Source organism: Kitasatospora sp. NPDC101157 (assembly GCF_044768255.1).
GTDB lineage: Bacteria > Actinomycetota > Actinomycetes > Streptomycetales > Streptomycetaceae > Kitasatospora.
Map to the genome: position 1 here is coordinate 273707 of NZ_JBIWPL010000002.1, position 21934 is coordinate 295640.

Annotated in this window: 22 protein-coding genes and 1 tRNA gene; 20 read left to right on the plus strand and 3 right to left on the minus strand. The window is 73.7% G+C overall.

Annotation, left to right across the window (positions count from 1 at the left end; genetic code table 11):
* The first annotated feature begins 49 nt into the window (after positions 1 to 49).
* The 16 genes from ACIRVF_RS04655 to ACIRVF_RS04730 all read left to right on the plus strand — a co-directional run bounded on the left by ACIRVF_RS04655 (position 50) and on the right by ACIRVF_RS04730 (position 15538).
* On the plus strand, positions 50 to 1837 hold the full coding sequence (locus ACIRVF_RS04655; protein ID WP_402813641.1) for a nickel-dependent hydrogenase large subunit: 1788 nt from the start codon (positions 50 to 52) through the stop codon (positions 1835 to 1837).
* Entirely contained in the window at positions 1834 to 2301 is a 468-nt protein-coding gene (locus tag ACIRVF_RS04660) for a thioredoxin (RefSeq protein WP_402813643.1), read from the plus strand. Before ACIRVF_RS04655 ends, ACIRVF_RS04660 begins: the two co-directional genes overlap by 4 nt.
* On the plus strand, positions 2298 to 2945 hold the full coding sequence (locus tag ACIRVF_RS04665; protein WP_402813646.1) for a DUF5947 family protein: 648 nt from the start codon (positions 2298 to 2300) through the stop codon (positions 2943 to 2945). Before ACIRVF_RS04660 ends, ACIRVF_RS04665 begins: the two co-directional genes overlap by 4 nt.
* Positions 2942 to 3586, plus strand: a complete 645-nt coding sequence (locus ACIRVF_RS04670) for a DUF6084 family protein (RefSeq protein WP_402813648.1) — start codon at positions 2942 to 2944, stop codon at positions 3584 to 3586. The genes ACIRVF_RS04665 and ACIRVF_RS04670 overlap by 4 nt, the downstream gene beginning before the upstream one ends.
* On the plus strand, positions 3583 to 4959 hold the full coding sequence (locus ACIRVF_RS04675; RefSeq protein ID WP_402813650.1) for a hypothetical protein: 1377 nt from the start codon (positions 3583 to 3585) through the stop codon (positions 4957 to 4959). Before ACIRVF_RS04670 ends, ACIRVF_RS04675 begins: the two co-directional genes overlap by 4 nt.
* Positions 4956 to 5498: a hydrogenase maturation protease gene (locus ACIRVF_RS04680; RefSeq protein WP_402813653.1), complete on the plus strand. Its 543-nt coding sequence runs from the start codon at positions 4956 to 4958 to the stop codon at positions 5496 to 5498. The genes ACIRVF_RS04675 and ACIRVF_RS04680 overlap by 4 nt, the downstream gene beginning before the upstream one ends.
* A complete protein-coding gene (locus tag ACIRVF_RS04685; RefSeq protein ID WP_402813656.1) occupies positions 5492 to 5596 on the plus strand; it encodes a DUF6893 family small protein in 105 nt (34 codons plus the stop codon). The genes ACIRVF_RS04680 and ACIRVF_RS04685 overlap by 7 nt, the downstream gene beginning before the upstream one ends.
* A gap of 116 nt (positions 5597 to 5712) precedes the next feature.
* Positions 5713 to 6093, plus strand: a complete 381-nt coding sequence (locus ACIRVF_RS04690) for a hydrogenase maturation nickel metallochaperone HypA (protein ID WP_402813659.1) — start codon at positions 5713 to 5715, stop codon at positions 6091 to 6093.
* 6 nt (positions 6094 to 6099) lie between these two features.
* On the plus strand, positions 6100 to 6855 hold the full coding sequence (gene hypB / locus ACIRVF_RS04695) for a hydrogenase nickel incorporation protein HypB (protein ID WP_402813661.1): 756 nt from the start codon (positions 6100 to 6102) through the stop codon (positions 6853 to 6855).
* Positions 6852 to 9158: a carbamoyltransferase HypF gene (gene hypF / locus ACIRVF_RS04700; RefSeq protein ID WP_402813663.1), complete on the plus strand. Its 2307-nt coding sequence runs from the start codon at positions 6852 to 6854 to the stop codon at positions 9156 to 9158. The genes hypB and hypF overlap by 4 nt, the downstream gene beginning before the upstream one ends.
* A gap of 6 nt (positions 9159 to 9164) precedes the next feature.
* Positions 9165 to 9458: a HypC/HybG/HupF family hydrogenase formation chaperone gene (locus ACIRVF_RS04705; RefSeq protein ID WP_402813665.1), complete on the plus strand. Its 294-nt coding sequence runs from the start codon at positions 9165 to 9167 to the stop codon at positions 9456 to 9458.
* Positions 9455 to 10579 (plus strand): hydrogenase formation protein HypD, encoded by a 1125-nt coding sequence (gene hypD / locus ACIRVF_RS04710; protein ID WP_402813667.1) that lies wholly within the window; start codon positions 9455 to 9457, stop codon positions 10577 to 10579. The genes ACIRVF_RS04705 and hypD overlap by 4 nt, the downstream gene beginning before the upstream one ends.
* Positions 10572 to 11654 carry a hydrogenase expression/formation protein HypE gene (hypE, locus tag ACIRVF_RS04715; RefSeq protein ID WP_402813670.1) on the plus strand — a complete coding sequence of 361 codons (1083 nt, stop codon included), beginning with the start codon at positions 10572 to 10574 and terminating at the stop codon, positions 11652 to 11654. Before hypD ends, hypE begins: the two co-directional genes overlap by 8 nt.
* Positions 11655 to 11752: 98 nt before the next feature.
* A tRNA-Met gene (locus ACIRVF_RS04720) sits at positions 11753 to 11829 on the plus strand.
* A 245-nt stretch (positions 11830 to 12074) separates the two neighbouring features.
* A complete protein-coding gene (locus ACIRVF_RS04725; RefSeq protein ID WP_402813672.1) occupies positions 12075 to 13739 on the plus strand; it encodes a phospholipase in 1665 nt (554 codons plus the stop codon).
* Positions 13740 to 13861: 122 nt separating this feature from the next.
* Complete coding sequence (locus tag ACIRVF_RS04730; protein ID WP_402813674.1) at positions 13862 to 15538, plus strand: DUF885 domain-containing protein; 1677 nt, start codon at positions 13862 to 13864, stop codon at positions 15536 to 15538.
* A 107-nt stretch (positions 15539 to 15645) separates the two neighbouring features.
* Here the strand turns inward: ACIRVF_RS04730 and ACIRVF_RS04735 are convergent, their stop codons facing one another.
* The gene (locus ACIRVF_RS04735) at positions 15646 to 16563 is read right to left on the minus strand and encodes a hypothetical protein (protein WP_402813677.1); all 918 of its coding nucleotides are present in this window, start codon (positions 16561 to 16563) and stop codon (positions 15646 to 15648) included.
* Between the two features lie 191 nt (positions 16564 to 16754).
* Between ACIRVF_RS04735 and ACIRVF_RS04740 the strand changes: the two genes are divergently transcribed.
* From ACIRVF_RS04740 to ACIRVF_RS04750, 3 genes are all read left to right on the plus strand, one after another.
* Positions 16755 to 17459, plus strand: coding sequence for a metal-dependent hydrolase (locus tag ACIRVF_RS04740; protein WP_402813680.1), 705 nt, complete (start codon positions 16755 to 16757; stop codon positions 17457 to 17459).
* 115 nt (positions 17460 to 17574) lie between these two features.
* Entirely contained in the window at positions 17575 to 18372 is a 798-nt protein-coding gene (locus ACIRVF_RS04745) for an SDR family NAD(P)-dependent oxidoreductase (protein ID WP_402813683.1), read from the plus strand.
* A gap of 42 nt (positions 18373 to 18414) precedes the next feature.
* Positions 18415 to 18918 (plus strand): metallophosphoesterase family protein, encoded by a 504-nt coding sequence (locus ACIRVF_RS04750; protein ID WP_402813686.1) that lies wholly within the window; start codon positions 18415 to 18417, stop codon positions 18916 to 18918.
* 61 nt (positions 18919 to 18979) lie between these two features.
* On the opposite strand, the gene ACIRVF_RS04755 is transcribed toward ACIRVF_RS04750, so the two are convergent.
* The gene (locus ACIRVF_RS04755) at positions 18980 to 19390 is read right to left on the minus strand and encodes an SRPBCC family protein (protein WP_402813688.1); all 411 of its coding nucleotides are present in this window, start codon (positions 19388 to 19390) and stop codon (positions 18980 to 18982) included.
* 352 nt (positions 19391 to 19742) lie between these two features.
* Between ACIRVF_RS04755 and ACIRVF_RS04760 the strand changes: the two genes are divergently transcribed.
* On the plus strand, positions 19743 to 20249 hold the full coding sequence (locus ACIRVF_RS04760) for a DUF664 domain-containing protein (protein WP_402813690.1): 507 nt from the start codon (positions 19743 to 19745) through the stop codon (positions 20247 to 20249).
* Positions 20250 to 20401: 152 nt separating this feature from the next.
* Here ACIRVF_RS04760 and ACIRVF_RS04765 read toward each other — a convergent pair whose 3' ends face one another.
* Entirely contained in the window at positions 20402 to 21709 is a 1308-nt protein-coding gene (locus tag ACIRVF_RS04765; protein ID WP_402813693.1) for a TIM44-like domain-containing protein, read from the minus strand.
* Between the last annotated feature and the right edge of the window lie 225 nt (positions 21710 to 21934).

Sequence of the window (21934 nt, forward strand, 5' to 3'; positions counted from 1 at the left end):
CCCCGGTGTGCGGCCCCGTCGATCTCGCAGACAAGGACACGCGGACACGATGGCAACACCGACCACCAGGGCGACCGGCGACGGCAGCGGTCTGACCGAGATGTCCTGGGACCCGATCACCCGGATCGTGGGCAGCCTGGGCATCCACACGAAGATCGACTTCAAGCAGAAGAGGGTCGCGGAGTGCTACAGCACCTCCTCGGTCTTCCGCGGCTACAGCGTCTTCATGCGCGGCAAGGACCCGCGCGACGCCCACTTCATCACCAGCCGGATCTGCGGGATCTGCGGCGACAACCACGCCACCTGCTCGGTCTACACCCAGAACATGGCGTACGGCGTGAAGCCCCCGCACCTGGGGGAGTGGATCATCAACCTCGGCGAGGCCGCCGAGTACATGTTCGACCACAACATCTTCCAGGAGAACCTGGTCGGGGTCGACTACTGCGAGAAGATGGTCAAGGAGACCAACCCGGGCGTCCTGGAGCTCGCCGAGCGCACCGAGGCCCCGCACGCCGGCGACCACGGGTACCGGACCATCGCCGACATCATGCGCTCGCTCAACCCGATCGAGGGCGAGTTCTACCGCGAGGCCCTCCAGGTCAGCCGGTACACCCGGGAGATGTTCTGCCTGATGGAGGGCCGCCACGTGCACCCCTCCACGCTCTACCCCGGCGGCGTCGGCACCGTCGCGACGGTGCAGCTGTTCACCGACTACCTGACCCGGCTGATGCGCTACGTCGAGTTCATGAAGAAGGTCGTGCCGCTGCACGACGACCTCTTCGACTTCTTCTACCAGGCGCTGCCCGGCTACGAGGAGGTCGGCCGGCGCCGCGTCCTGCTCGGCTGCTGGGGAAGCCTCAACGACCCGGACCACTGCGACTTCACGTACCGCAACATGACGGACTGGGGCCGGCGGATGTTCGTCACCCCCGGTGTCGTCGTGGATGGCAAGCTCGTCACCAACGACCTGACGCAGATCAACCTCGGCATCCGCATCCTGCTCGGCTCCTCCTACTACGAGGACTGGCAGGGCAAGGAGCTGTTCGTCACCCACGACCCGCTGGGCAATCCCGTCGACCCCCGGCACCCGTGGAACCAGCACACCATCCCCCAGCCGCAGAAGCGGAACTTCGACGACAAGTACAGCTGGGTGATGTCCCCGCGCTGGTTCGACGGCAAGGACCACCTCGCCCTCGACACCGGCGGCGGCCCGATCGCCCGGCTGTGGTCCACGGCGCTGTCCGGCCTGGTCGACATCGGCTACGTCAAGGCCACCGGCCACAGCGTGCAGATCAACCTGCCCCGCTCGATGACCAAGCCCGAGGTCACCTTCGAGTGGAAGATCCCGCAGTGGAGCAACGCGATCGAACGCAACCGCGCCCGCACCTACTTCCAGGCCTACGCGGCCGCCGCCGCCCTGCACTTCGCCGAGAAGGCGCTCGACGAGGTCCGCGCCGGGCGCAGCCAGACCTGGGAGCGCTTCGAGGTGCCGGACGAGTCGATCGGCTGCGGTTTCACCGAGGCCGTGCGCGGCGTGCTCTCGCACCACATGGTGATCCGCGACGGCAAGATCGCCAACTACCACCCGTACCCGCCCACCCCGTGGAACGCCAGCGTGCGCGACAGCTACGGCACGCCCGGGCCGTACGAGGACGCGGTGCAGAACACGCCGATCTTCGAGGAGAACTCCCCGGAGAACTTCAAGGGCATCGACATCATGCGCGCCGTGCGCAGCTTCGACCCCTGTCTGCCCTGCGGCGTCCACATGTACGTGGGCAACGGGCGCACCCTGAAGACCATGCACGTGCCCACCGGCCTGAGCGGGCTCACCGCATGACGGCCGAACAGACCGGGCTGCGGATCCAGCAGGCACTGGACGCCCTGGCCGGCAGCGGCGCCGAGCAGACGGGTGAGCAACTCGTCCGCGACCTCATGGAGTTCTACGGCGAGGGCCTGGCCAGGCTCGTCCCCGCGCTGCCCCCGCCCGCCCTGGAGCGGATGCTGGACGACCCGGTGGTGGCCGGGCTGCTGCTCCTGCACGACCTGCACCCCGAGGACGTGACCGCCAGGATCGACCGGGCGCTCGCCGCCCTGCCCGAGCGGGTCGAGGTGCTCGGCTTCGCGCCGGAGACCGGCACCCTGCGGCTGCGCCGCACGGCCACCGGCTGCGGCTGCGGGGAGCAGGAGGTGGAGGCCGCCCTCGCCTGCCACGCGCCCGAGGTGACGGCCCTGGAACTGGAGCGCGCCCCCCAACTGCTCCAGATCGGCACCCGCCCGCCGCGGCCCGCGGAGGCGCGATGAACACCCGGCGGGTCTCCCGGGACGGCACCGCCCTGCTGCGCCGGCTGCGCGAGCCGGCACCGCCGCGGCCCGAGCAGTGCGCCCTGTGCGGCCACGACCTGCCGGCCGGCCACCGCCACCTGGTGGACGTCGAGGAACGCGCCCTGGCCTGCACCTGCACCGCCTGCGGCCTGCTGTTCCGGCAGCCGGGCGCGGCCGGAGGCCGCTACCGCGCCGTGCCGGACCGCTACCTGAGCGACCCGGAGGGCGAACCGGACGAGCGTGCCTGGTCGGTGCTGGGCGTCCCGGTCGGCACCGTGTTCCTGCTCCGCAACGCCGTGCTGGACCGGCTGCTGGCCTTCTACCCCGGGCCGGCCGGCGCCACCGAGAGCGAGCTGGACCAGGAGGCCTGGGAGCGCGCCCTCGGCACCAGCCGGCTGGCCGCCGCCCTGGAGCCGGACGTGGAGGCGCTGCTGCTGCGCCGCGCCGAGGGACGGGTCGAGTGCTTCCTGGTGCCGATCGACGTCTGCTACGAGCTGGTGGGCCGACTGCGGCGGTGCTGGCACGGCTTCGACGGCGGCGCCGAGGCCCGGGCCGAACTCGACGCGTTCTTCGGGAAGTTGGCCGAGCGGGCCCGCCCGCTACCCGCGGAGGTGAGGGCGTGACAACGCTTGCCTTCGCCTGCACCGGCGTGCGCTCCGACCCGTACGCGGCCGTGCCCACCCTGGTGTTCCGGCTACGGATCACCGCTCCCGCCGACACCCGGGTGCACGCCCTCGCGCTGCAGTGCCAGCTGCGGATCGAACCCGGCCGCCGGTCCTACGGCGACGCCGAGGGAGAGCGGCTCGGCGACCTCTTCGGCGAGCGGGAGCGCTGGGCCACCACGCTGAACCCGATCCAGCTCGCGACCGTGCCGCTGTTGGTGCCCGGATTCACCGGGGAGACCGAGGCCGACCTCGCGGTGCCGTGCAGCTACGACCTGGAGGTGGCCTGCGCCCGGTACTTCCGGGCGCTGGAGGGCGGCGAGGTGCCGGTGCTGCTGCTCTTCTCCGGCACCGCCTTCGCCGGGCCGGGCGGCTTCCAGGTCACGCCGGTGCCGTGGGACAAGGAGGCCAGGGTGCGGATGCCGGTGGCGGTCTGGCGGGAGGCGGTCGACCGGCACTTCCCCGGCTGCGGCTGGCTGCGGCTGCCCGAGGACCTGATGGACGAGCTGCTGGCCTACCGCTCCCGGCGGGCGCTGCCCTCCTGGGAGGCGACGGTGCGCGAGCTGCTCGCCTCGGCGACGGTCGGAGAGGGGGTCGGATGAGCGAGCAGAGCTTCCCCGAGGGGATCGAGCGCGGCTTCGCGGCCGCCCGGCAGATCGCCGACGCGGTGCTGATGGAGGGCTACGTGCTCTACCCGTACCGCGCCTCCGCGGCCAAGAACCGCCTGCGCTGGCAGTTCGGCGTCCTGGTGCCGCCCGAGTACACCAGGCAGGGCGGCGAACACTCCCACCAGCGCACCGAGTGCGTGATGGAGGCCCGGCGCGACGACCGGCTGGCGGTCGAGCTGCGCTTCCTGCGGGTCCAGCGGCGCACCGTCGAACGAGCCGTCGAGGAGGGCGGGTTCGAGCCGGTGGAGGAGCTGGAGCTCGCCGACCGGGTGCTCGTCGAGTGGGACGAGGCCGTCGAGGAGCGGGTCGAACTGCTGCTGGACGTCGAGGAGTTGACCCACGAGGGGCTGCAGCACGGGTTCCGGCTGCCGGGCGTCGGCAGTACGGAGCTGCTGCACGAGCACGGCAGCGCGGTCGGACGGCTGGTGCGCCGGCGCGAACAGCTCGACGGCGTGGTGCGGCTGAGGGTCGAGGAACTGCCCGGCCCGTACCGGGCGCAGCGCCTGACGGTCGAGGTGGAGAACGCCTCCGACTGGACGCCGGGCCGCGGGGCCGGCCGCGACGAGGCGCTGCCCCGCTCCCTGGTCTCCACCCATCTGCTGCTCGGGCTGGAGCACGGCCGCTTCCTGTCGGTCGCCGACCCGCCCGAGTGGGCCCGGGCGGCCGTGAAGCGCTGCCGCAACGAGCGCACCTGGCCCGTGCCGGCCGGGCCGGACGGCGGGTACCAGGTGGTGCTGTCCTCGCCGATCATCCTGGAGGACCACCCGCGGATCGCCCCGGAGAGCCTCGGGGCCCTGTACGACGCCACCGAGATCGACGAGATCCTGGCCCTGCGGACGGCGGCCCTGACCGACCGGGAGAAGCGGGAGGCCCGGGGCACCGACGAGCGGGCCGGCGAGGTGATCGACCTGGCCGAGTCGATGCCGCCCGAGGTGCTGGAGCGGCTGCACGGCGCGATCCGCGGGCTGCGCGAGGTCACCGGCTGCGGCCCGGACCCGCAACAGCCCTGGTGGGATCCGGGCAGCGACCCGGAGGTCGACCCCGAGCACGACCGGGTGCTGGTCGACGGCCGGCAGGTCGGCGCGGGCAGCCGGGTGCTGCTGCGGCCAGGACGGCGGCGCACCGACGCCCAGGACCTCTTCCTGGACGGGCGCACCGCCGTGGTGGAGGCCGTGCTGCACGACCTCGACGGCTCCGTGCACCTGGCCGTCACGGTGGAGGACGACCCGGGCGCGGACCTGTGGCGAGCCCAGGGGCGCTTCCGGTACTTCCAGCCCGACGAGATCACCCCGCTGGAGGAGTCGTGACCCGGCCGACGGTGCTGGTCGCCGGGGTGGGCAACGTCTTCCTCGGCGACGACGGGTTCGGGGTGGAGACCGTCCGGCGCCTCGCCGCCCACCCGCTGCCGGAGGGCGTCGAGCTGGTCGACGTCGGCGTGCGCGGCGTCGACCTGGCGTACCGGCTGCTCGACGGCTACCGCACCGCCGTCCTGGTCGACGCCACCTGCCGCGGCGGCCCGCCCGGCACGGTGTACCTCATCGAGGCGGCCGCCGAGCCGCTGGAGGTGCCCGTCCTGGACGGGCACCGGATGGGGCCGGACGCCGTGCTGGGACTGCTCGCCACGCTCGCGGCGGGCACCGGCGGCGATCCGCCCGGGCGGGTGCTGGTGGTCGGCTGCGAACCGGCGTCGCTGGAGGAGGGCATCGGGCTGAGCGAGCCCGTCGCCGCCGCCGTGGAGGAGGCCGTCCGCGTGGTCCTGGGGGCCGTGGCGGAGGCCCTTCCGGGGGCGGAGACCCTGTCGGTGGAGGAGGCCCGGTCGCCGGAGAGGAGGACGACACCATGCTGAGGAAGCTCATCGGCGCGGCCCTGCTGGCGGGGATCGGCGCGCTGGTCTGGCAGAGCCTGCCCGACCTCAAGCGGTACCTGAAGATCTCGCGGATGTGAGCCGCGGATTGCTGCGAACGGTGCAGCCCCGGGCGCGGTGGCGGCGCGGCTTCGAGCCGTCGCCGCCATCGCCCCCTGTAATGGGGCGCGTCGCCGGCCGCCGTGGAGAGGGACCGATGCACGAGATGTCGATCGCCGCCGCCGTCGTCGAGCAGGTGGACACGGCCGCGCGCGAACACGGCGCCGCCGCGGTGGCACGGGTACGACTGCGGGTCGGTGAGTTGGCGGGCGTCGTCCCCGACGCCCTCGACTTCTGCTTCGAACTCGCCTGCGCCGGCACGCTGGTGGCGGGCGCGGCGCTGGAGACCGAGTCCGTCGCGGCACGGGCCCGCTGTGCGCCCTGCGGTGTCGAGTGGGCCGTCGGCATGCCGCCGGACCTCGCCTGCCCCGGCTGCCGCACCGGCGGCGGCGTCGAGCTGCTGTCCGGGCGCGAGCTCCAGATCCTCGACGTCGAGTGGGCCGAACGCCCCGGCGTCCCGGCCGAACGGAAGGGCTGAAAGCCGATGTGCCAGAGCGGACACGCGGGCCGGACGGCCGACCTGCGGCGGGCGGTGCTCGCCCGCAACGACGACGGCGCCCGCGAGCTGCGGGCCGCGCTGACCGCCCGCGGGACGGTCGCGGTGAACCTGCTCTCCAGCCCCGGCAGCGGCAAGACCGCCCTGCTGGAGGCGGAGTTGGGGCTCGCCCGACGGCGCGGGGTGTCCGTCGCCGCGCTCACCGCCGACCTCGCCACCGAGAACGACGCCCTGCGGCTGGCCCGTTCGGGCGCGCCGGTGAAGCAGGTGCTGACCGACGGGCTGTGCCACCTGGAGGCCCGGATGCTCGCCGGGCACCTGGACGGCTGGCTGCCCGGGGACTGCCGGCTGCTGTTCGTGGAGAACGTCGGCAACCTGGTCTGCCCGGCCTCCTACGACCTCGGCGAATCGCTACGGGTGGCGCTGGCCTCGGTGACCGAGGGCGAGGACAAGCCGCTCAAGTACCCGACCGCGTTCGGGCTGGCCCACCTCGTCCTGGTGACCAAGGCGGACCTCGCCGCGGCGGCCGAGTTCGACGAGGCGGCGTTCCTCGCCAACGTCCAGCGGGTCAACCCCGGCGTGGAGGTGGTGACCACCTCGGCCCGCACCGGCGACGGCGTGGGCGCGCTGCTGGAGCGGGCGCTCGCCTTGCTGGACGGCGCCGCGCCGCACCGGCCGGTGATGGCCGCGCAGGTCCGTGAGGGGGACGAGGGCCACCACCACCCCGTGCCGGAGCCGTCGTGACGGCGCTCGGCGTCGAGCGGCGCCGGGTCGCCGTCCGGGGCCTGGTGCAGGGCGTCGGCTTCCGGCCGTTCGTCTACGCGCTGGCCGGGGAACTCGGACTGGCCGGCAGCGTCACCAACACCGGCGAGGGCGTGCTCGCCGAGGTCGAGGGCAGCCCGGAGGCCCTGGACGCCTTCTGCCGGCGAGTGGCAGGCGACGCCCCGCCGCTCGCCCGGGTCGCCTCCGTCGAGCACCAGCCGCTCGCCGCCACCGGCGCCACCGGCTTCACCATCACGGCCTCCCGCACCGACGGCCCGCGCGCCACCCTGATCCCGCCCGACGTCGCGATCTGTGCCGACTGCCTGGCCGAACTCACCGACCCCGCCGACCGGCGCCACCGGCACCCCTTCATCAGCTGCACCAACTGCGGCCCCCGGCACACCATCGTCACCGGCCTGCCCTACGACCGGGCCAACACCACGATGGCCGGCTTCCCGATGTGTGCCGACTGCGCCCGGGAGTACACCGACCCCGCCGACCGCCGCTTCCACGCCCAGCCCGTCGCCTGCCACGGCTGCGGACCACGCCTCACCCTGACCGTCCCCGGGCACGCCGACCGCCGTGGCGAGGACGCCCTCGGCGGGGCCCGGCGGCTGCTCGCGGACGGGGCGGTCCTCGCCGTCAAGGGCATCGGCGGCTACCACCTCGCCTGCGACGCCCGGGACCGCTCGGCCGTCGCCCTGCTGCGCCGGCGCAAGCGGCGCGGTGACAAGCCCTTCGCCGTGATGGCCCGTGACCTCGCCACCGTCGAGGCACTGCTGCCGATCGGGCCCGTCGAAAGGGAACTGCTCACCGGACCGGTGCGGCCGATCGTGCTGCTGCGCCGCCCCGGTGGGTTCGCAGCCGAGCTTCCGGCCGTCGCCCCGGGCAGTCCCGACCTCGGGGTGATGCTCCCGTACACCCCGCTGCACCACCTGCTGCTCGCCGCGCCCGGGCCGGACCTGCTGGTGATGACCAGCGCCAACCGCTCCGGGGAACCGATCGTCACCGACGACCGGGAGGCGCTGGAGGCGCTCGCCGCGCTGGTCGACGGCTGGCTCGGCCACGACCGGCCGATCCGGGTGCCCTGCGAGGACTCCGTGGTACGGGTGGTCGACGGCGAACAGCTGCCGCTGCGCCGCTCGCGCGGGTACGCCCCGCTGCCGCTCCCGCTGCCGGTGCCCGTCCGGCCGGTGCTGGCCGTCGGCGGGGACCTGAAGAACACCTTCGCGCTGGCCGGGGACGGCTACGCGTGGCTGTCCGGCCACATCGGCGACATGGACGACCTGGCCACGCTGCGCGCCTTCGACCGGGCGGTGGACCAGCTCGGCACGATCAGCGGGGTGCGGCCCGAACTGCTGGTCGCCGACCGGCACCCGGGCTACCGCTCGCTCCACCACGCCGAGCGCACCGCCGCCGGCCGACCGGTGCGCCGGGTGCAGCACCACCACGCCCACATCGCGGCGGTGATGGCCGAACACGGCCTGGACGGCGGCCGGCCCGTCCTCGGGGTGGCCTTCGACGGGACCGGCTACGGCGAGGACGGCGCGATCTGGGGCGGTGAGGTGCTGCTCGCCGACTACGACGGATTCCGCCGTCTCGCCCACCTCGGGTACGTGCCGCTGCCGGGCGGCGACGCGGCCGTCGAGCGCCCGTACCGCACGGCGCTGGCGCACCTGCGCGCGGCCGGGCTGCCCTGGACCGCCGCTCTGCCGCCGGTCGGGGCCTGTACTCCTGAGGAACTGCGGCTGCTGGAGCGGCAGTTGCAGCGCGGACTGAACTGCGTGCCGACCTCCAGCATGGGCCGGCTGTTCGACGCGGTCTCCTCGCTCGCCGGGATCTGCCACCGGGCCGGGTACGAGGCCCAGGCGGCAATCGAACTGGAGGCCGCCGCAGCGGAGTTCGGCCCGGCGGGCGGCTACGGCTTCGGGCTCGCGGAGCGGGCGGGCGGCTGGGTCGTCGAACCCGGGCCGGTGCTGGCCGGGGTGGTGGCGGATCTGGCCTCGGGTGCCCCGGCCGGGCTGGTCGCCGCGCGCTTCCACGCCGGGGTGGCGGGGGCCGTGCGGCAGGTCTGCGCGGCCGTCCGGGACCGGTACGGCGTCACCACGGTGGCGCTCAGCGGCGGGGTCTTCGCCAACGCGCTGCTCTCCTCGGCCTGCGCCGGTGGCCTCGGGGAGGACGGCTTCACCGTGCTGCGGCACCGCCGGGTGCCGCCCAACGACGGAGGGCTGGCGCTCGGCCAGCTGATGGTGGCCGGCCGCGCGTCGGCCGACCGGGAGGAGTGAGAGCGGATGTGCCTGGCGGTGCCCGGCAGGGTGACGGAGATCGGGGAGCGCGACGGGACCAGGATGGCGGTGATGGACTTCGGCGGGGTGGTCAAGGACGTCTGCCTGGAGTACCTGCCGGACCTGGCGGTGGGGGAGTACGCGATCGTCCACGTGGGGTTCGCGCTGCAGCGCCTGGACGAGGAGTCGGCCCGGCGGACCCTCCGGCTGTTCGAGGAACTCGGGCTGCTTCAGGAGGAGTTCGGCGACCCGTGGGAGGCGGCTGAGGCGGTAGGAACGGCTGAGGAGGCCGAGCGGTGAAGTACCTGGAGGAGTTCCGCAACCCCGAGCTGGCCGAGGGTCTGCTCGCCGACATCAGGGCGACGGTCACCCGCCCGTGGGCGCTGATGGAGGTGTGCGGCGGCCAGACGCACAGCATCATCCGGCACGCCATCGACCAACTTCTCCCTGACGAGGTCGAGTTGATCCACGGCCCGGGCTGTCCGGTGTGCGTCACCCCGCTGGAGGTGATCGACCGGGCGCTCGCCATCGCCGCCCGCCCCGGAGTGATCTTCTGCTCCTTCGGCGACATGCTGCGGGTGCCCGGCACCGACCGCGACCTGTTCCGGGTGCGGGGCGAGGGCGGCGACGTCCGGGTGGTGTACTCACCGCTGGACGCGCTGAGGATCGCCCGGGAGAACCCGGACCGGGAGGTGGTGTTCTTCGGCATCGGCTTCGAGACCACCGCCCCGCCGAACGCGATGGCCGTCCACCTGGCCCGGAAGCAGGGCGTGCCCAACTTCAGCATGCTGGTCTCGCACGTCCGGGTGCCCCCGGCCATCGAGGCGATCATGGCCTCGCCGGACTGCCGCGTCCAGGGCTTCCTGGCCGCCGGGCACGTGTGCAGCGTGATGGGCACCGCCGAGTACCCGGAGCTCGCGGAGCGCCACCGGGTGCCGATCGTGGTCACCGGCTTCGAGCCGCTGGACATCCTGGAGGGCATCCGGCGGACCGTACGGCAGCTGGAGCGCGGTGAGCACACCGTCGAGAACGCCTACGCCCGCGCCGTTCGGCCGGAGGGCAACCCGGCGGCCCGCGCCATGCTGGAGGACGTCTTCGAGGTGACCGACAGCTCCTGGCGGGGCATCGGCGTGATCCCGCGGAGCGGCTGGCGGCTCTCGCCGCGGTACCGGGAGCACGACGCCGCGGACCGCTTCGACGTCGGGGGCATCCGCACCCGGGAACCCGCCCAGTGCCGGGCCGGCGAGGTGCTGCAGGGGTTGCTGAAGCCCCACGAGTGCGAGGCCTTCGGCACGGTCTGCACCCCGCGCACCCCGCTGGGCGCCACCATGGTCTCCAGCGAGGGCGCCTGCGCCGCGTACTACCTCTACCGGCGGCTGAGCACGCCGGGCCCGGCCCAGGAGGCGAGCCCCGTTGGCTGACACCGAACTGCTCACCGACCCGGCCGCGCCCGACTTCTCCGGCTGGAGCTGCCCGCTGCCGCTGCGCGACCACCCCCGGGTGGTGATGGGCCACGGCGGCGGCGGGGCGCTCTCCGCCGAACTGGTGCAGAACCTCTTCGCGCCCGCATTCGGCGGCCCGGTGCTGGCCGGGCTCGGCGACTCGGCGGTGCTCGAACTCGGGGGCGCGCGGCTGGCGTTCTCCACCGACTCCTACGTGGTGCGGCCGCTGTTCTTCCCCGGCGGGTGCATCGGCGACCTCGCCGTCAACGGCACGGTCAACGACCTCGCCATGAGCGGGGCCCGGGCGGCCTACCTGTCCTGCGGCTTCATCCTGGAGGAGGGGGTGGAGCTGGCCGTCGTCGACCGGATCGCCCGGGCGCTCGGCGAGGCCGCCCGCGCCGCCGGGGTCGAGGTGGCCACCGGGGACACCAAGGTGGTCGAGGCCGGGCACGGGGACGGCGTCTACCTGAACACCGCCGGGATCGGGCTCGTCCCGGCCGGGGTCGACATCCGGCCGCAGCGGGCCCGCCCGGGCGACGTGGTGATCGTCAGCGGACCAATCGGGCTGCACGGGGTGGCGATCCTGAGCGTCCGGGAGGGCCTGGAGTTCGGGGTCGAGGTGCGCAGCGACTGCGCGGCCCTCGGCGGCCTGGTCGAGGCGATGCTCGGCGCCACCCGCGACCTGCACGTGCTGCGCGACCCCACCCGGGGCGGGCTGGCGGCGGCGCTTAACGAGATCGCGTCGGCGGCCGGGGTCGGCGTGGTGCTGACCGAACGCGCCGTCCCCGTCCCGGAGCCGGTGGCCAACGCGTGCGCCGTGCTGGGCCTGGACCCGATGTACATCGCCAACGAGGGCAAGCTGGTCGCCTTCGTCCCGCGCACCGCGGCCGACGCCGTGCTTGCCGCGATGCGCGCCCACCCGCTCGGCGCGGAGGCCGCGGTGATCGGCGAGTGCGTCGAGGAGCACGCCGGCATGGTCGTCGCGCGCACCGGCTTCGGGGGCACCCGCGTGGTCGACCTGCCGATGGGCGAACAACTGCCCCGGATCTGCTGACCCCGCGCCGCCTCCGGGGCGCGGGGGTGCGGGGGGCGGGGGTGCGGGGAAACCGATTTCCGTTTCGGCGGGGTCATCGCCTATGGTGGTCCTACCGACGCGGGGTGGAGCAGCTCGGTAGCTCGCTGGGCTCATAACCCAGAGGTCGCAGGTTCAAATCCTGTCCCCGCTACCAACAGAAGCCGGGGTCGACACGATGATCGTGTCGACCCCGGCTTCTTCGCGTTCCGGCGCGGCGTTGTCGAGGTGCGCACCGGCCCGGGACCCGTCGGCCCTCGTGCCGACGGCGAGTGGTGGCCCGTCAGTTCCCCGGTGAGCTGGGCACCTTGACGGGACGCTGACATCACATCAGGTTACTTTAGGGTAATTTAAGGGTGTCGCCCGGGTGAACGTCCCCGGCCTCCCGTGAAGGACTCGTACGTGCTCTCTCACCAGTTCCGCCGTTCCGGCCGCCGTTCGGCCGGGGTCGCGCTGGCCCTTGTCACCGCTGTCGCCGTGCTGCCCGTCGCTCCCGCGTTCGCCGATCCGGCTCCGGTGCCGGAGGTGTCGGCCCAGACGGACGCCACGGCGCACCTGGACGCGGTGGAGCAGGCGTTGCGCCAGGTGTCGCCGGGCCTGGAGGGGACGGTGTGGGAGCGTACGGAGGGGAACCGGCTGGATGCTCCGGCGGGGGATCCGGGCGGGTGGCTGCTGCAGACGCCGGGCTGCTGGGGGGACGCCTCGTGCCGTGAGCGGACCGGGACCAAGCGGGTGCTCGACAAGATGCGGGAGAACATCTCGCGGGCGACCCGGACCGTCGACATCTCAACTCTCGCACCGTTCCCGGACGGTGGGTTCCAGGACGCGATCGTGGACGGGCTCAGGGCGTCGGTCGCCGCGGGCCACGCGCCGCACGTGCGGATCCTGGCCGGAGCCGCGCCGCTGTACAACATCACCGCTCTGCCGTCGAAGTACCGGGACGACCTGGTGGCCCGGCTCGGGGACGCCGCCGGGAGCGTGACCGTCGAGGTGGCCTCGATGACCACCGCGAGGACCGCGTTCTCCTGGAACCACTCCAAGCTGCTGGTCGTCGACGGGCAGAGCGTCATCACCGGCGGGATCAACAACTGGAAGGGCGACTACCTCGACACCGCCCACCCGGTCACCGACGTCGACCTGGCGCTGACCGGCCCGGCCGCCGCGTCCGCCGGCGCCTACCTGGACACCCTGTGGGACTGGACCTGCCGCAACAGCGGCGTCTTCTCGGCCGCCTGGTTCGCCTCCTCCAACGGCGACGGGTGCACCCCCGACCTGGAGAAGCGCCTCAACCCGGCGGTCGCGCAGGTGCCCGCGACCGGGGACCTGCCGGTGATCGCCGTCGGCGGCCTCGGCGTCGGCCTCCGCGACGCCGACCCCGCCTCCGGCTACCGTCCGGACCGGGCGCCCGCCGCCGCCGACCTCAAGTGCGGCCTGATCGGCCTGCACGACAACACCAACGACGACCGGAACTACGCGACGGTCAACCCGGAGGAGGTCGCGCTGCGCGCGCTCGTCGCCGGTGCGGGCAGCCGGATCGACATCTCCCAGCAGGACGTGACCGGCACCTGCCCGCCGATGCCCCGCTACGACGTGCGGCTCTTCGACCTGCTCGCGGGCAAGCTCGCGGACGGCGTGAAGGTGCGCATCGTGGTCAGCGACCCCGGCAACCGGGGCGCCGTCGGAAGCGGCGGCTACTCGCAGATCAAGTCCCTGAACGAGATCAGCGACACCCTGGCCGCCCGCCTGACCGCCCGCCTCGGGGACGCGGGCAAGGCCAGGGCGACGATGTGCCAGAACCTCCAGCTCGCACCGTTCCGCGCCTCCTCGGCCCCGACCTGGGCCGACGGCCACCCGTACGCGCTGCACCACAAGCTGGTCTCGGTCGACGGATCCGCCTTCTTCATCGGCTCCAAGAACCTCTACCCGGCCTGGCTGCAGGACTTCGGCTACGTGGTGGAGAACCGCGCCGCCGCCGCGCAGCTCGACCGGCAGCTGCTCGCCCCGCAGTGGCAGTACTCGCAGGCCGCCGCGACCTTCGACTACAGCCGGGGCGTCTGCCAGGGCTGACGTTCCGCCAAGAGAGGTGTGGTGAACGCCGGGCGCTGAGCCCGCGTGTCGGCCGCCGCCGACCGCCGTCCGGGGCCCGGCGCCCTGGACGGCGGGTCAGCGGCTGCGCCAGCATGGGGCGCATGCCCGAGACGCCGAAGTCCCCCCGCAGGATCGCCGACGACCACGTCACCCGGGTCGCGGAGCTCGACCCGGCGACCTCGACCAGACTCGGCCTCCACCCCGAGGACGACCGGCAGCCGGACCTGTCACCGGAGGGCTTCGAGGCACTCGCCGAACTCGCCCGGCGGACCCTGACCGCCCTCGACACCGCGGCGCCCGTCGACGACCCCGCCGAGCTGGACTGCGCCCGGCTGCTGCGCGAGCGGCTCACCGCCGAACTCGCCGTCCACGAGGCCGGGGACCACTACCGCCAGCTGCGCAACGTCAACTCGCCCCTGCACAAGGTCCGCGGCGTCCTCACCATGATGCCCACCGACACCCCCGAGCAGTGGGCGGCCGTCGCCGGACGGCTGCGCAACATCCCCGGCGCCCTGGACGGCTACCGGGCGACCCTGGCCGAGGGCATCGGCCGCGGACTGCTCAGCGCACCCCGGCAGGCCCGCGCCGCCATCGCCCAACTCGACGCCTGGACCGGACGGTCAGGCGGCGGAACGAGCTGGTTCACCGGCTTCGTCGCGGACGGACCGGCCGCGCTGCGCCCCGAGCTGGACGCCGCCGCCGAGCGGGCGACCACCGCCGCTGCCGCCTTCCGCGACTGGCTGGCCGACACCTACCTGCCCGCCGCCGAGGGCACCCCGGACGCCGTCGGCCGCGAGCACTACCTGCGCTCCGCCCGCTGGGCCAACGGCGCCGAGATCGACCCGGCCGAGGCCTACGCCTGGGCCTGGGAGGAGTTCCACCGGACGGCCGCCGAGATGCGGGCCGAGGCCGGGCGCATCCTCCCCGGCGCCGGCGTCCGGGCCACCATGGACCACCTCAACGCCCACGGCCACGCCGTCGAGGGCGAGGAGAACGTCCGCGCCTGGCTGCAGCAGATCATGGACGAGGCGATCGACGCCCTCGACGGCACCCACTTCGACATCGCCGGGCCGATGCGCCGGGTCGAGACCGTGATCGCGCCGCCGGGAAGCTCGGGCGCGCCCTACTACAACGGCCCCAGCCTCGACTTCCGCCGCCCCGGCCGCACCTACCTGCCCGCCCTCGGCCGACGCACCTTCCCCACCTGGCAGCTCGTCAGCACCTGGTACCACGAGGGCGTCCCCGGCCACCACCTGCAGACCGCCCGCTGGACCGCCTGCGCCGACCGGCTCAGCACCTACCAGATCACCCTCGGCGCGGTCAGCGCCAACAAGGAGGGGTGGGCGCTGTACGCCGAGCGCCTGATGGACGAACTGGGCTTCCTCACCGACCCCGCCCGGCGCCTCGGCTACCTGGACAAGCAGATGCTGCGGATCATCCGGGTGATCGTCGACATCGGCATGCACCTCGAACTCGCCATCCCCGCGGACTCCGGCTTCCACCCCGGCGAGCGCTGGACCCCGGCCCTCGCCCTCGACTTCATGGCCGCCCACCACGGCAGCGAACTCCCGCGCCGCACCAGCGAGATCGACCGCTACCTCGGCTGGCCGGGCCAGGCCATCGGCTACAAGCTGGGCGAACGGGCCTGGCTCCAGGGCCGGGAGGCCGCCCGGCGCCGCCAGGGCGCCGCCTTCGACCTCAGGACCTGGCACACCGCCGTCCTCGCCCAGGGCTCCCTCGGCCTCGACGACCTGGCCACCCGCCTCGCCGAGGCATAGCCTTCGATTCGCGGCACCCGCTGGTCACGGCTCCGGCCCCGCGGGACGGAGGCGCCGAGGCGGACGGAGGAGCCGCGGCGGCGGATCGACGGGCAGGGAGGGGAGGGTCAGAAGCTGTACTCGATCCTCTTCTCCCGCATCAACGTGTCCAACTCCGCGTCCGACAGAGGGTGCAGGGTGTTCAGGAGGTCGCGTAGCGCGGCTTCGCCGAGGGTCTGGCTGAGGACCGAGACCTCCGCGTGGCGGTAGCGCCGGGTGACGGTGACCTCCTGGGTGGAGCCGTGGACCGTGACCATCTCGCCGTGCGCGTCCACCGTGCAGGTCGTGCCCGGGTCCGGGGTCCCGGGGCACCGCGGAGCCGGTGTGCTCGGCGGGCGCACCACGAGGCCCACGTACCCGGACTCGTAACCCTCCCGGACGGGCAGGTAGTCGACGCTGAAGGAGGCCGGGCCGACCCGGACGCGGGACGCCTGCATGCCTGCCGGCGCGGTGCCGAGGTACAGCAGCTCCGGGTGTTCCCGGTACCGTGCGACGGCCGCCTCGTCCCGGCGGTGCTCCGCCCGGGACGGGCCGATGAAGCCCCCGTAGGCCACCGCGGCCGCCAGCACGGCCAGCGAGCCCAGCCGCATCCACCTGCCCGGCACGAAGAACGCCGCGGCCACGGCGAACGGCGCTCCGGTCAGCGCGACCCGGGTACCGGCGCTCCCCAGGTCGACGCCCGCGTCGTAGGCGGCGACACCTGCCAGGAGGCCGAGCGTGCCGAGGACGAAGACGAGCACCGCCCAGAGCAGTCGCCCGGGGCCGGAGCCGCACAGCGGCACCACCGCCCGCACCGGTAGGCCCGCCAGGGTCAGCAGGCCCACCATGAGCGACCCGCCCAGCGCCAGGACCGGCACGGTCGCACCCACCCCACGGGCCCAGGCGGTCAGCAGCAGGCCGAAGCCGAGCGCCGGTACGACGGCGGCCGTCGTCGCCCAGACCAGGAAGAGATGAAGGGCTGTCAACGCCCCCCGGCGATTGATCATGTCCGGGAGCCTTCCAGGCCAGGCCCCGGCGCACATGAGTACCCGTACTCAGAACGGGAGCCCCGCCCGTGCCCGCGGGGACCGGGAGTAGCCAGGGGCGAGGCGGGTAGCAGAGGGATCTCCGCAGGTCCCGGACGGCGGTCCGGGCAGGTGGTGCGGGAGGGAGCGCGACGGGAGGGGGACGGGTCGACGTGCTGGGCCAGTCACATGCGATCAGCGGGGCACTGCTCTACGCGGCGACCGCGCCGTTCCTGCCGGAGGCCCTGTTCGGGGTGCAGCCGCGGCCGAGCGAGATCCTGGTCGGCACGCTGCTCTGCGCCGGGGCCGCGCTGCTGCCGGACCTGGACCACCACGACGCGACGCCCGCGCACCTGCTGGGCCCGCTGTCGAAGGGGTTGTGCCGCCTGGTGGGCAGGCTGTGCGGGGGACACCGCCATGCGACGCACTCCCTGCTCTTCGTGGCGCTCACCGGCTGGGGCACCTGGATGGGCGTCACCCGCCTCGGCGGTGGCTTCACCCTGGCCCTCACCTTCGTGCTCTTCGCTCTCGCGGCGCGGGCCCTGCACCTGCACCCGCCGGGGCACGGGCTGACGGCGTGGGTGACCTCCGTCGGCCTGGCCGGTGTCGGGACGGCGACGGTGGCCGCCTGGTTCACCGGCGTCGCCGGCTGGCTGCCCTACACGGTCTGCCTGGGGACCCTGTCCCACCTGCTCGGCGACTGCCTGACCCGCCGGGGCGCGCCCCTTCTCTGGCCCTACCCCAAGCGCTTCGAACTCGTGCTGATCCGCCGCACCGGCGGGAAGCTGGAAACCCGGTTCCTCGTGCCCGTGATGACCGTCGCCACGTTCGCGGCCCTGTGGTTCTCGGCCTTCGCCCCGCGCCTGGCCGCGAACTGAGCACTCCCACGACGCCGCCGGGCCGGCCGGCGGGCCCAGGCCCGGTGCGAGGCCGGCTCCTCCGGTGGCACGCCCGGCGTGATTCGCATGCGATCGGCCTGGGTAGTCGTGCGGCATGACGACTCCCACCCGACCCCTCGCCGTGGTGACCGGCGCCTCCAGCGGCATCGGCTACGAACTGGCCCGCCAGTTCGCGGACCACGGCTTCGACCTCCTGATCAACGCGGAGGACGGCGGCCTCGCCGCGGCCGCCGAGAGCCTGCGCGCCGACGGTGCCGTCGTGACGGACGTCCACGCGGACCTGCGCACCCGCCACGGAGTGGAGACCCTGTGGTCGGCGATCGCCGCCACCGGCAGACCCGTCTCGGCGGTCGCCCTCAACGCCGGTGTCGGCCGGGGCGGCGCCTTCGTCGACACCGACCTGTGCGACGAACTGGAGATCATCGACCTCAACATCACCTCGACCGTCCGCCTGGCCAAGCACCTCCTGCGCGACATGACCGCCCGCGGCGAGGGCCGGGTACTCATCACCTCCTCCATCGCCGCGACCATGCCGGGCCCGTTCCAGGCCGTCTACAACGCCTCCAAGTCCTTCCTCCAGTCCTTCGCCCAGGCCCTGCAGAACGAGCTGAAGGACACCGGCGTCACCGTGACCGCGCTGATGCCCGGCCCCACCGAAACCGACTTCTTCCGCCGTGCCGACATGACCGACACCAAGCTCGGCCAGGAGGACAAGGACGACCCGGCCCAGGTCGCCCGGCAGGGCTTCGAGGCCCTCATGGCCGGCAAGGACAAGGTGACCGCCGGCTCGCTGAAGACCCGCGCCCAGGCGGCGGCCAACAAGGTGCTGCCCGACAGCACCAAGGCGGAGGTGCACCGCAGGATGGCCGAGCCCGGCTCGGGCGACGACTGACACCCGTCGGCGAGCTCCTGACCCGAACCGGAGTCCACCGGCGTGCGACTGCTCCTCACCTCCGACACCCACGTCCCCACCCGGGCGCGGTCCCTGCCCGCCCCGCTGCTGCGCGCCCTCGACGAGGCCGACGCGGTGTTCCACGCCGGGGACTGGGTCGACACCGCCACGCTCGACCTGTTCGAGGCCCGGGCCCGCCAGCTGGTCGCCGTTCACGGCAACAACGACGGGCAGGCGCTGCGCGACCGGCTGCCCGAAGTGGCCCGGGTCGAACTGGCGGGCCTGCGCTTCGCGGTCGTCCACGAGACCGGTCCCGCCCGGGGGCGCGAACAGCGGTGCGGGTCGCGCTTCCCCGACGCGGACGTCCTGGTCTTCGGACACAGCCACATCCCGTGGGACAGCCGTGCCCCCGGCGGCCTGCGGCTGCTCAACCCCGGCTCCCCGACCGACCGGCGCCGCCAGCCCTTCGCGACCTACCTGACCGCCCGCGCGGACGACGGCCGCCTCACCGAGGTACGACTCCACCGGCTGCCGCCGCGTTCCTGACCCCGGCCCGGACCCCGCTCAGGTGAGGCCCGGGTGGGGTCCGGGCCGGGACCGGGCGGGGTCAGCCGCTGGAGTCGGTCCGCAGGCGGATTTGCTCCTCCAGCCGGGCCAGGCTGTCGTCCAGCGCCTGTTCGACCTCCTCGCGCGGCGGGGCCGACCGCGGGTCGAAGAACGACAGGTGGACGGTCACCTGGCTGGTCCCGGTGTCCAGGCCCGCCACCTGGAGCCAACCGGCGTACCGGCCGTTCTCCCGGGTCCCCCACTCCATCCGCATCTGGTCCTTCTGCGCCCGCAGGAGTCCGCGCTCGTCCTCACCGGTGCGGTCCTCGTGCACGGTCACCGCGGGCGGATCGTCGACCCGCACGTGCAGGTCGCGGGGCATCCAGGCGTCGAACCGCCCGGGGTCGGAGGCCTGGTCGAAGACCAGTTCCGGCAGGGCCGGCATGGTGCGGGTGCGCTCGTACTCGGTCATCGGCCACTCCTCGGATCCTGTCCGCGCCGGCAGCGGGCCGGGCGGTCCGCTGCCCACCCTCGGCCCCGCCCGGCGATACCGCGACCAGGGGGCCGCCGGCCGACGGACGCATCGCAGGCCGCGGCCACGTCTCCGGCTGCCGGGGCGAGAAGGGGGACCGGTGGACGTACGGGCTCGGGATTCCGTCCGTCGAGGCTTCGGGTGCTGGCGGGCTGTTCCGGGGGGTCCGGTCCGGTCGCAGCCGGTCCCGGGTGGCCGGGGCGCCACGGGCGGGACACAATCGTCGGGGTGGCGCGACATCCGCCATGCCGCCGGTGGGGCGGGTACGGACCGGGAGGCGACTGTGGCCGGCGTGACCAGCACCGATCTTCTCGTGGACGCGTTCGACCGGATCCGTGAAACGGTCGCCGACGTGGTCGATGGCCTGACCCCCGAACAGCTGGGGTTCCGGGTGCAGGACTCGGCGAACTCGATCGCCTGGCTGGTGTGGCACCTCACCCGGGTGCAGGACGACCACCTCGCCGACGCGGCCGACCGCGAACAGGTGTGGACCGCCGACGGCTGGGCGGGCCGGTTCGGGCTGCCGTTCGCCGCGTCCTCGACCGGCTACGGGCACCGGCCCGCGCAGGTCGCCAAGGTCACCGCCACCGCCGACCTTCTCGTGGGCTACCACGAGGCCGTCCACGCCCGGACCGTGGCCTATGTGCGAGGCCTCGACAACCGCTCGCTCGCCAGGATCGTCGACGAGTCGTGGCAGCCTTCGGTCACCCTGGGCGTACGTCTTGTCAGTGTGATCGCCGACGACCTCCAGCACGTCGGCCAGGCGGCCTACGTACGGGGTCTGCTGCCCGGGCGCTGACGGTCGATGGGGGCGGGGGTTGGTCGGTGGAGCGGACGGAGGACCACCGTTCGGCGAGCCCGGACGCCGCCGGGCCGCGGCTGACCGGGGCCGTTCCGGGTGGGACCGGCCCGGTTCCGTCTCCGGGAGGTCGACCCCGGCGCGGGCTCCGCCTACTCCGCGTGGGTGGCGATCACGGTCCACGCTCCGGTCGACGTGTCGTCCCTCCGGAGGTCGAACGCGAAGGTGATCGGCCTGCGCCGGTGCGGGTCGCCACGGAGCACCTGCTCGCTGCGCCGGTCGACCTCGTAGTAGACGCCCTCCGCGTCGACCGCGACACGGAAGACGATCGGGTCGCGGGAGACCAGCGAGCGCACCGTGACCGACCTGACGACGGCGTCACGCATGACGGTTCGGTCGACCGTGCGTACGGACGTGAAGTCCAGGCTGCCGTCGTTCATGACCCACTCCTCCAGGAACCGATCGACGGCGACCTCCAGAACCGCCTTGTCGAACCGGCCGTCGAGCACGCTCAGATCGCCGACGGCGGCGTCGGCATCCGTGCTCCACGAGATGTTGGTGAGCGACAGGATGTCGCTCACCCCCTTGACCGCGGTCTTCCCGGCCACTTCGAGCACCGCCTCGCGAGCGACCTCCTTCTGGTCCCAGCCGTCCGTCTCGATGGCGCCGGTCAGGTGGTGCGCACCCTCGGCCGCCTGCTCCACCGAGGACACGATCCACTCTCCGTCCCGGTTCTTGCGCAGCGTCCAGTACTCGACCGGGCGCGTCGAACCGTCCTTGCGCAAGGCATCCGGGCCGTGGCTGCGGCGGACGTAGTCCTTGAGCGTCGCGGTGACCCGGAAGGTGACGGTGTCGTTCACCTCGCCTGCCCGATTCGCGACGTCGACCAGCTCGACCACCGGGCCGGAGACGATCTCCACGACGTTGACCTCGCCGCGTGACTCGTAGTCGCGCAGCTCGTCGGCCCACTTGCCGTAGAGCACCGGGGACAGGATCTGCTGCAAGGTGGCGTGATCGTGTCGGGTCCAGGCACGCTGGGCGGTCACGTACAGCCAGACGGCCCGGCGCTCCATCGCGGCGCGGTCGAAGCTCGCATCCGTGTCGGCGATGGCATCGACCCGGGCCCCGACCTGGGCGGCGCGCTCGCGCGCCTGCGCGTCCGCGCGGTGCGCCGTACGGTCCGACACGGTGTTCAGGCCGGCTGCCTGCCCCGCCTTCCTGCGTCGGTACACGAGCCACAGGATCAGGACGACGACAACCACGATCACCAACAGGAGGACGAACCCACCGCCACCGGATCCGTAACCCGAACCGAAGCCGCCGCCGGTCGAACCGTGGAAGCCACCACCATGGCTGCCCCCGCTGCCGCCGCTGCCCCCGCCCCCGAAGCCGTGGCTACCGCCCCCGCCGCGGGCGTACGCGACCGTCGGGCTGCTCAGCGCGACGACTCCAGCGACCACAGTTGTCCACCGACGGGCGCGCACCGGGCTCCCCCTTCAAGAATCAGAGCATTTCCACGCGAGCCTACAAGCCTGGTCACCCGGATGGCCCAGGGGTCAGCCGGTGGCCCGGCAGGGCGATGGCCTCGGGGGCTCCGGAGGCGGGGGCACGGGAGCTGTTGTCGAGCCGGGTGCTGTGTGGGCCGAGCGCGGTCGGCCGGGTGGGTCGAGGCGCCCGAGCACGGG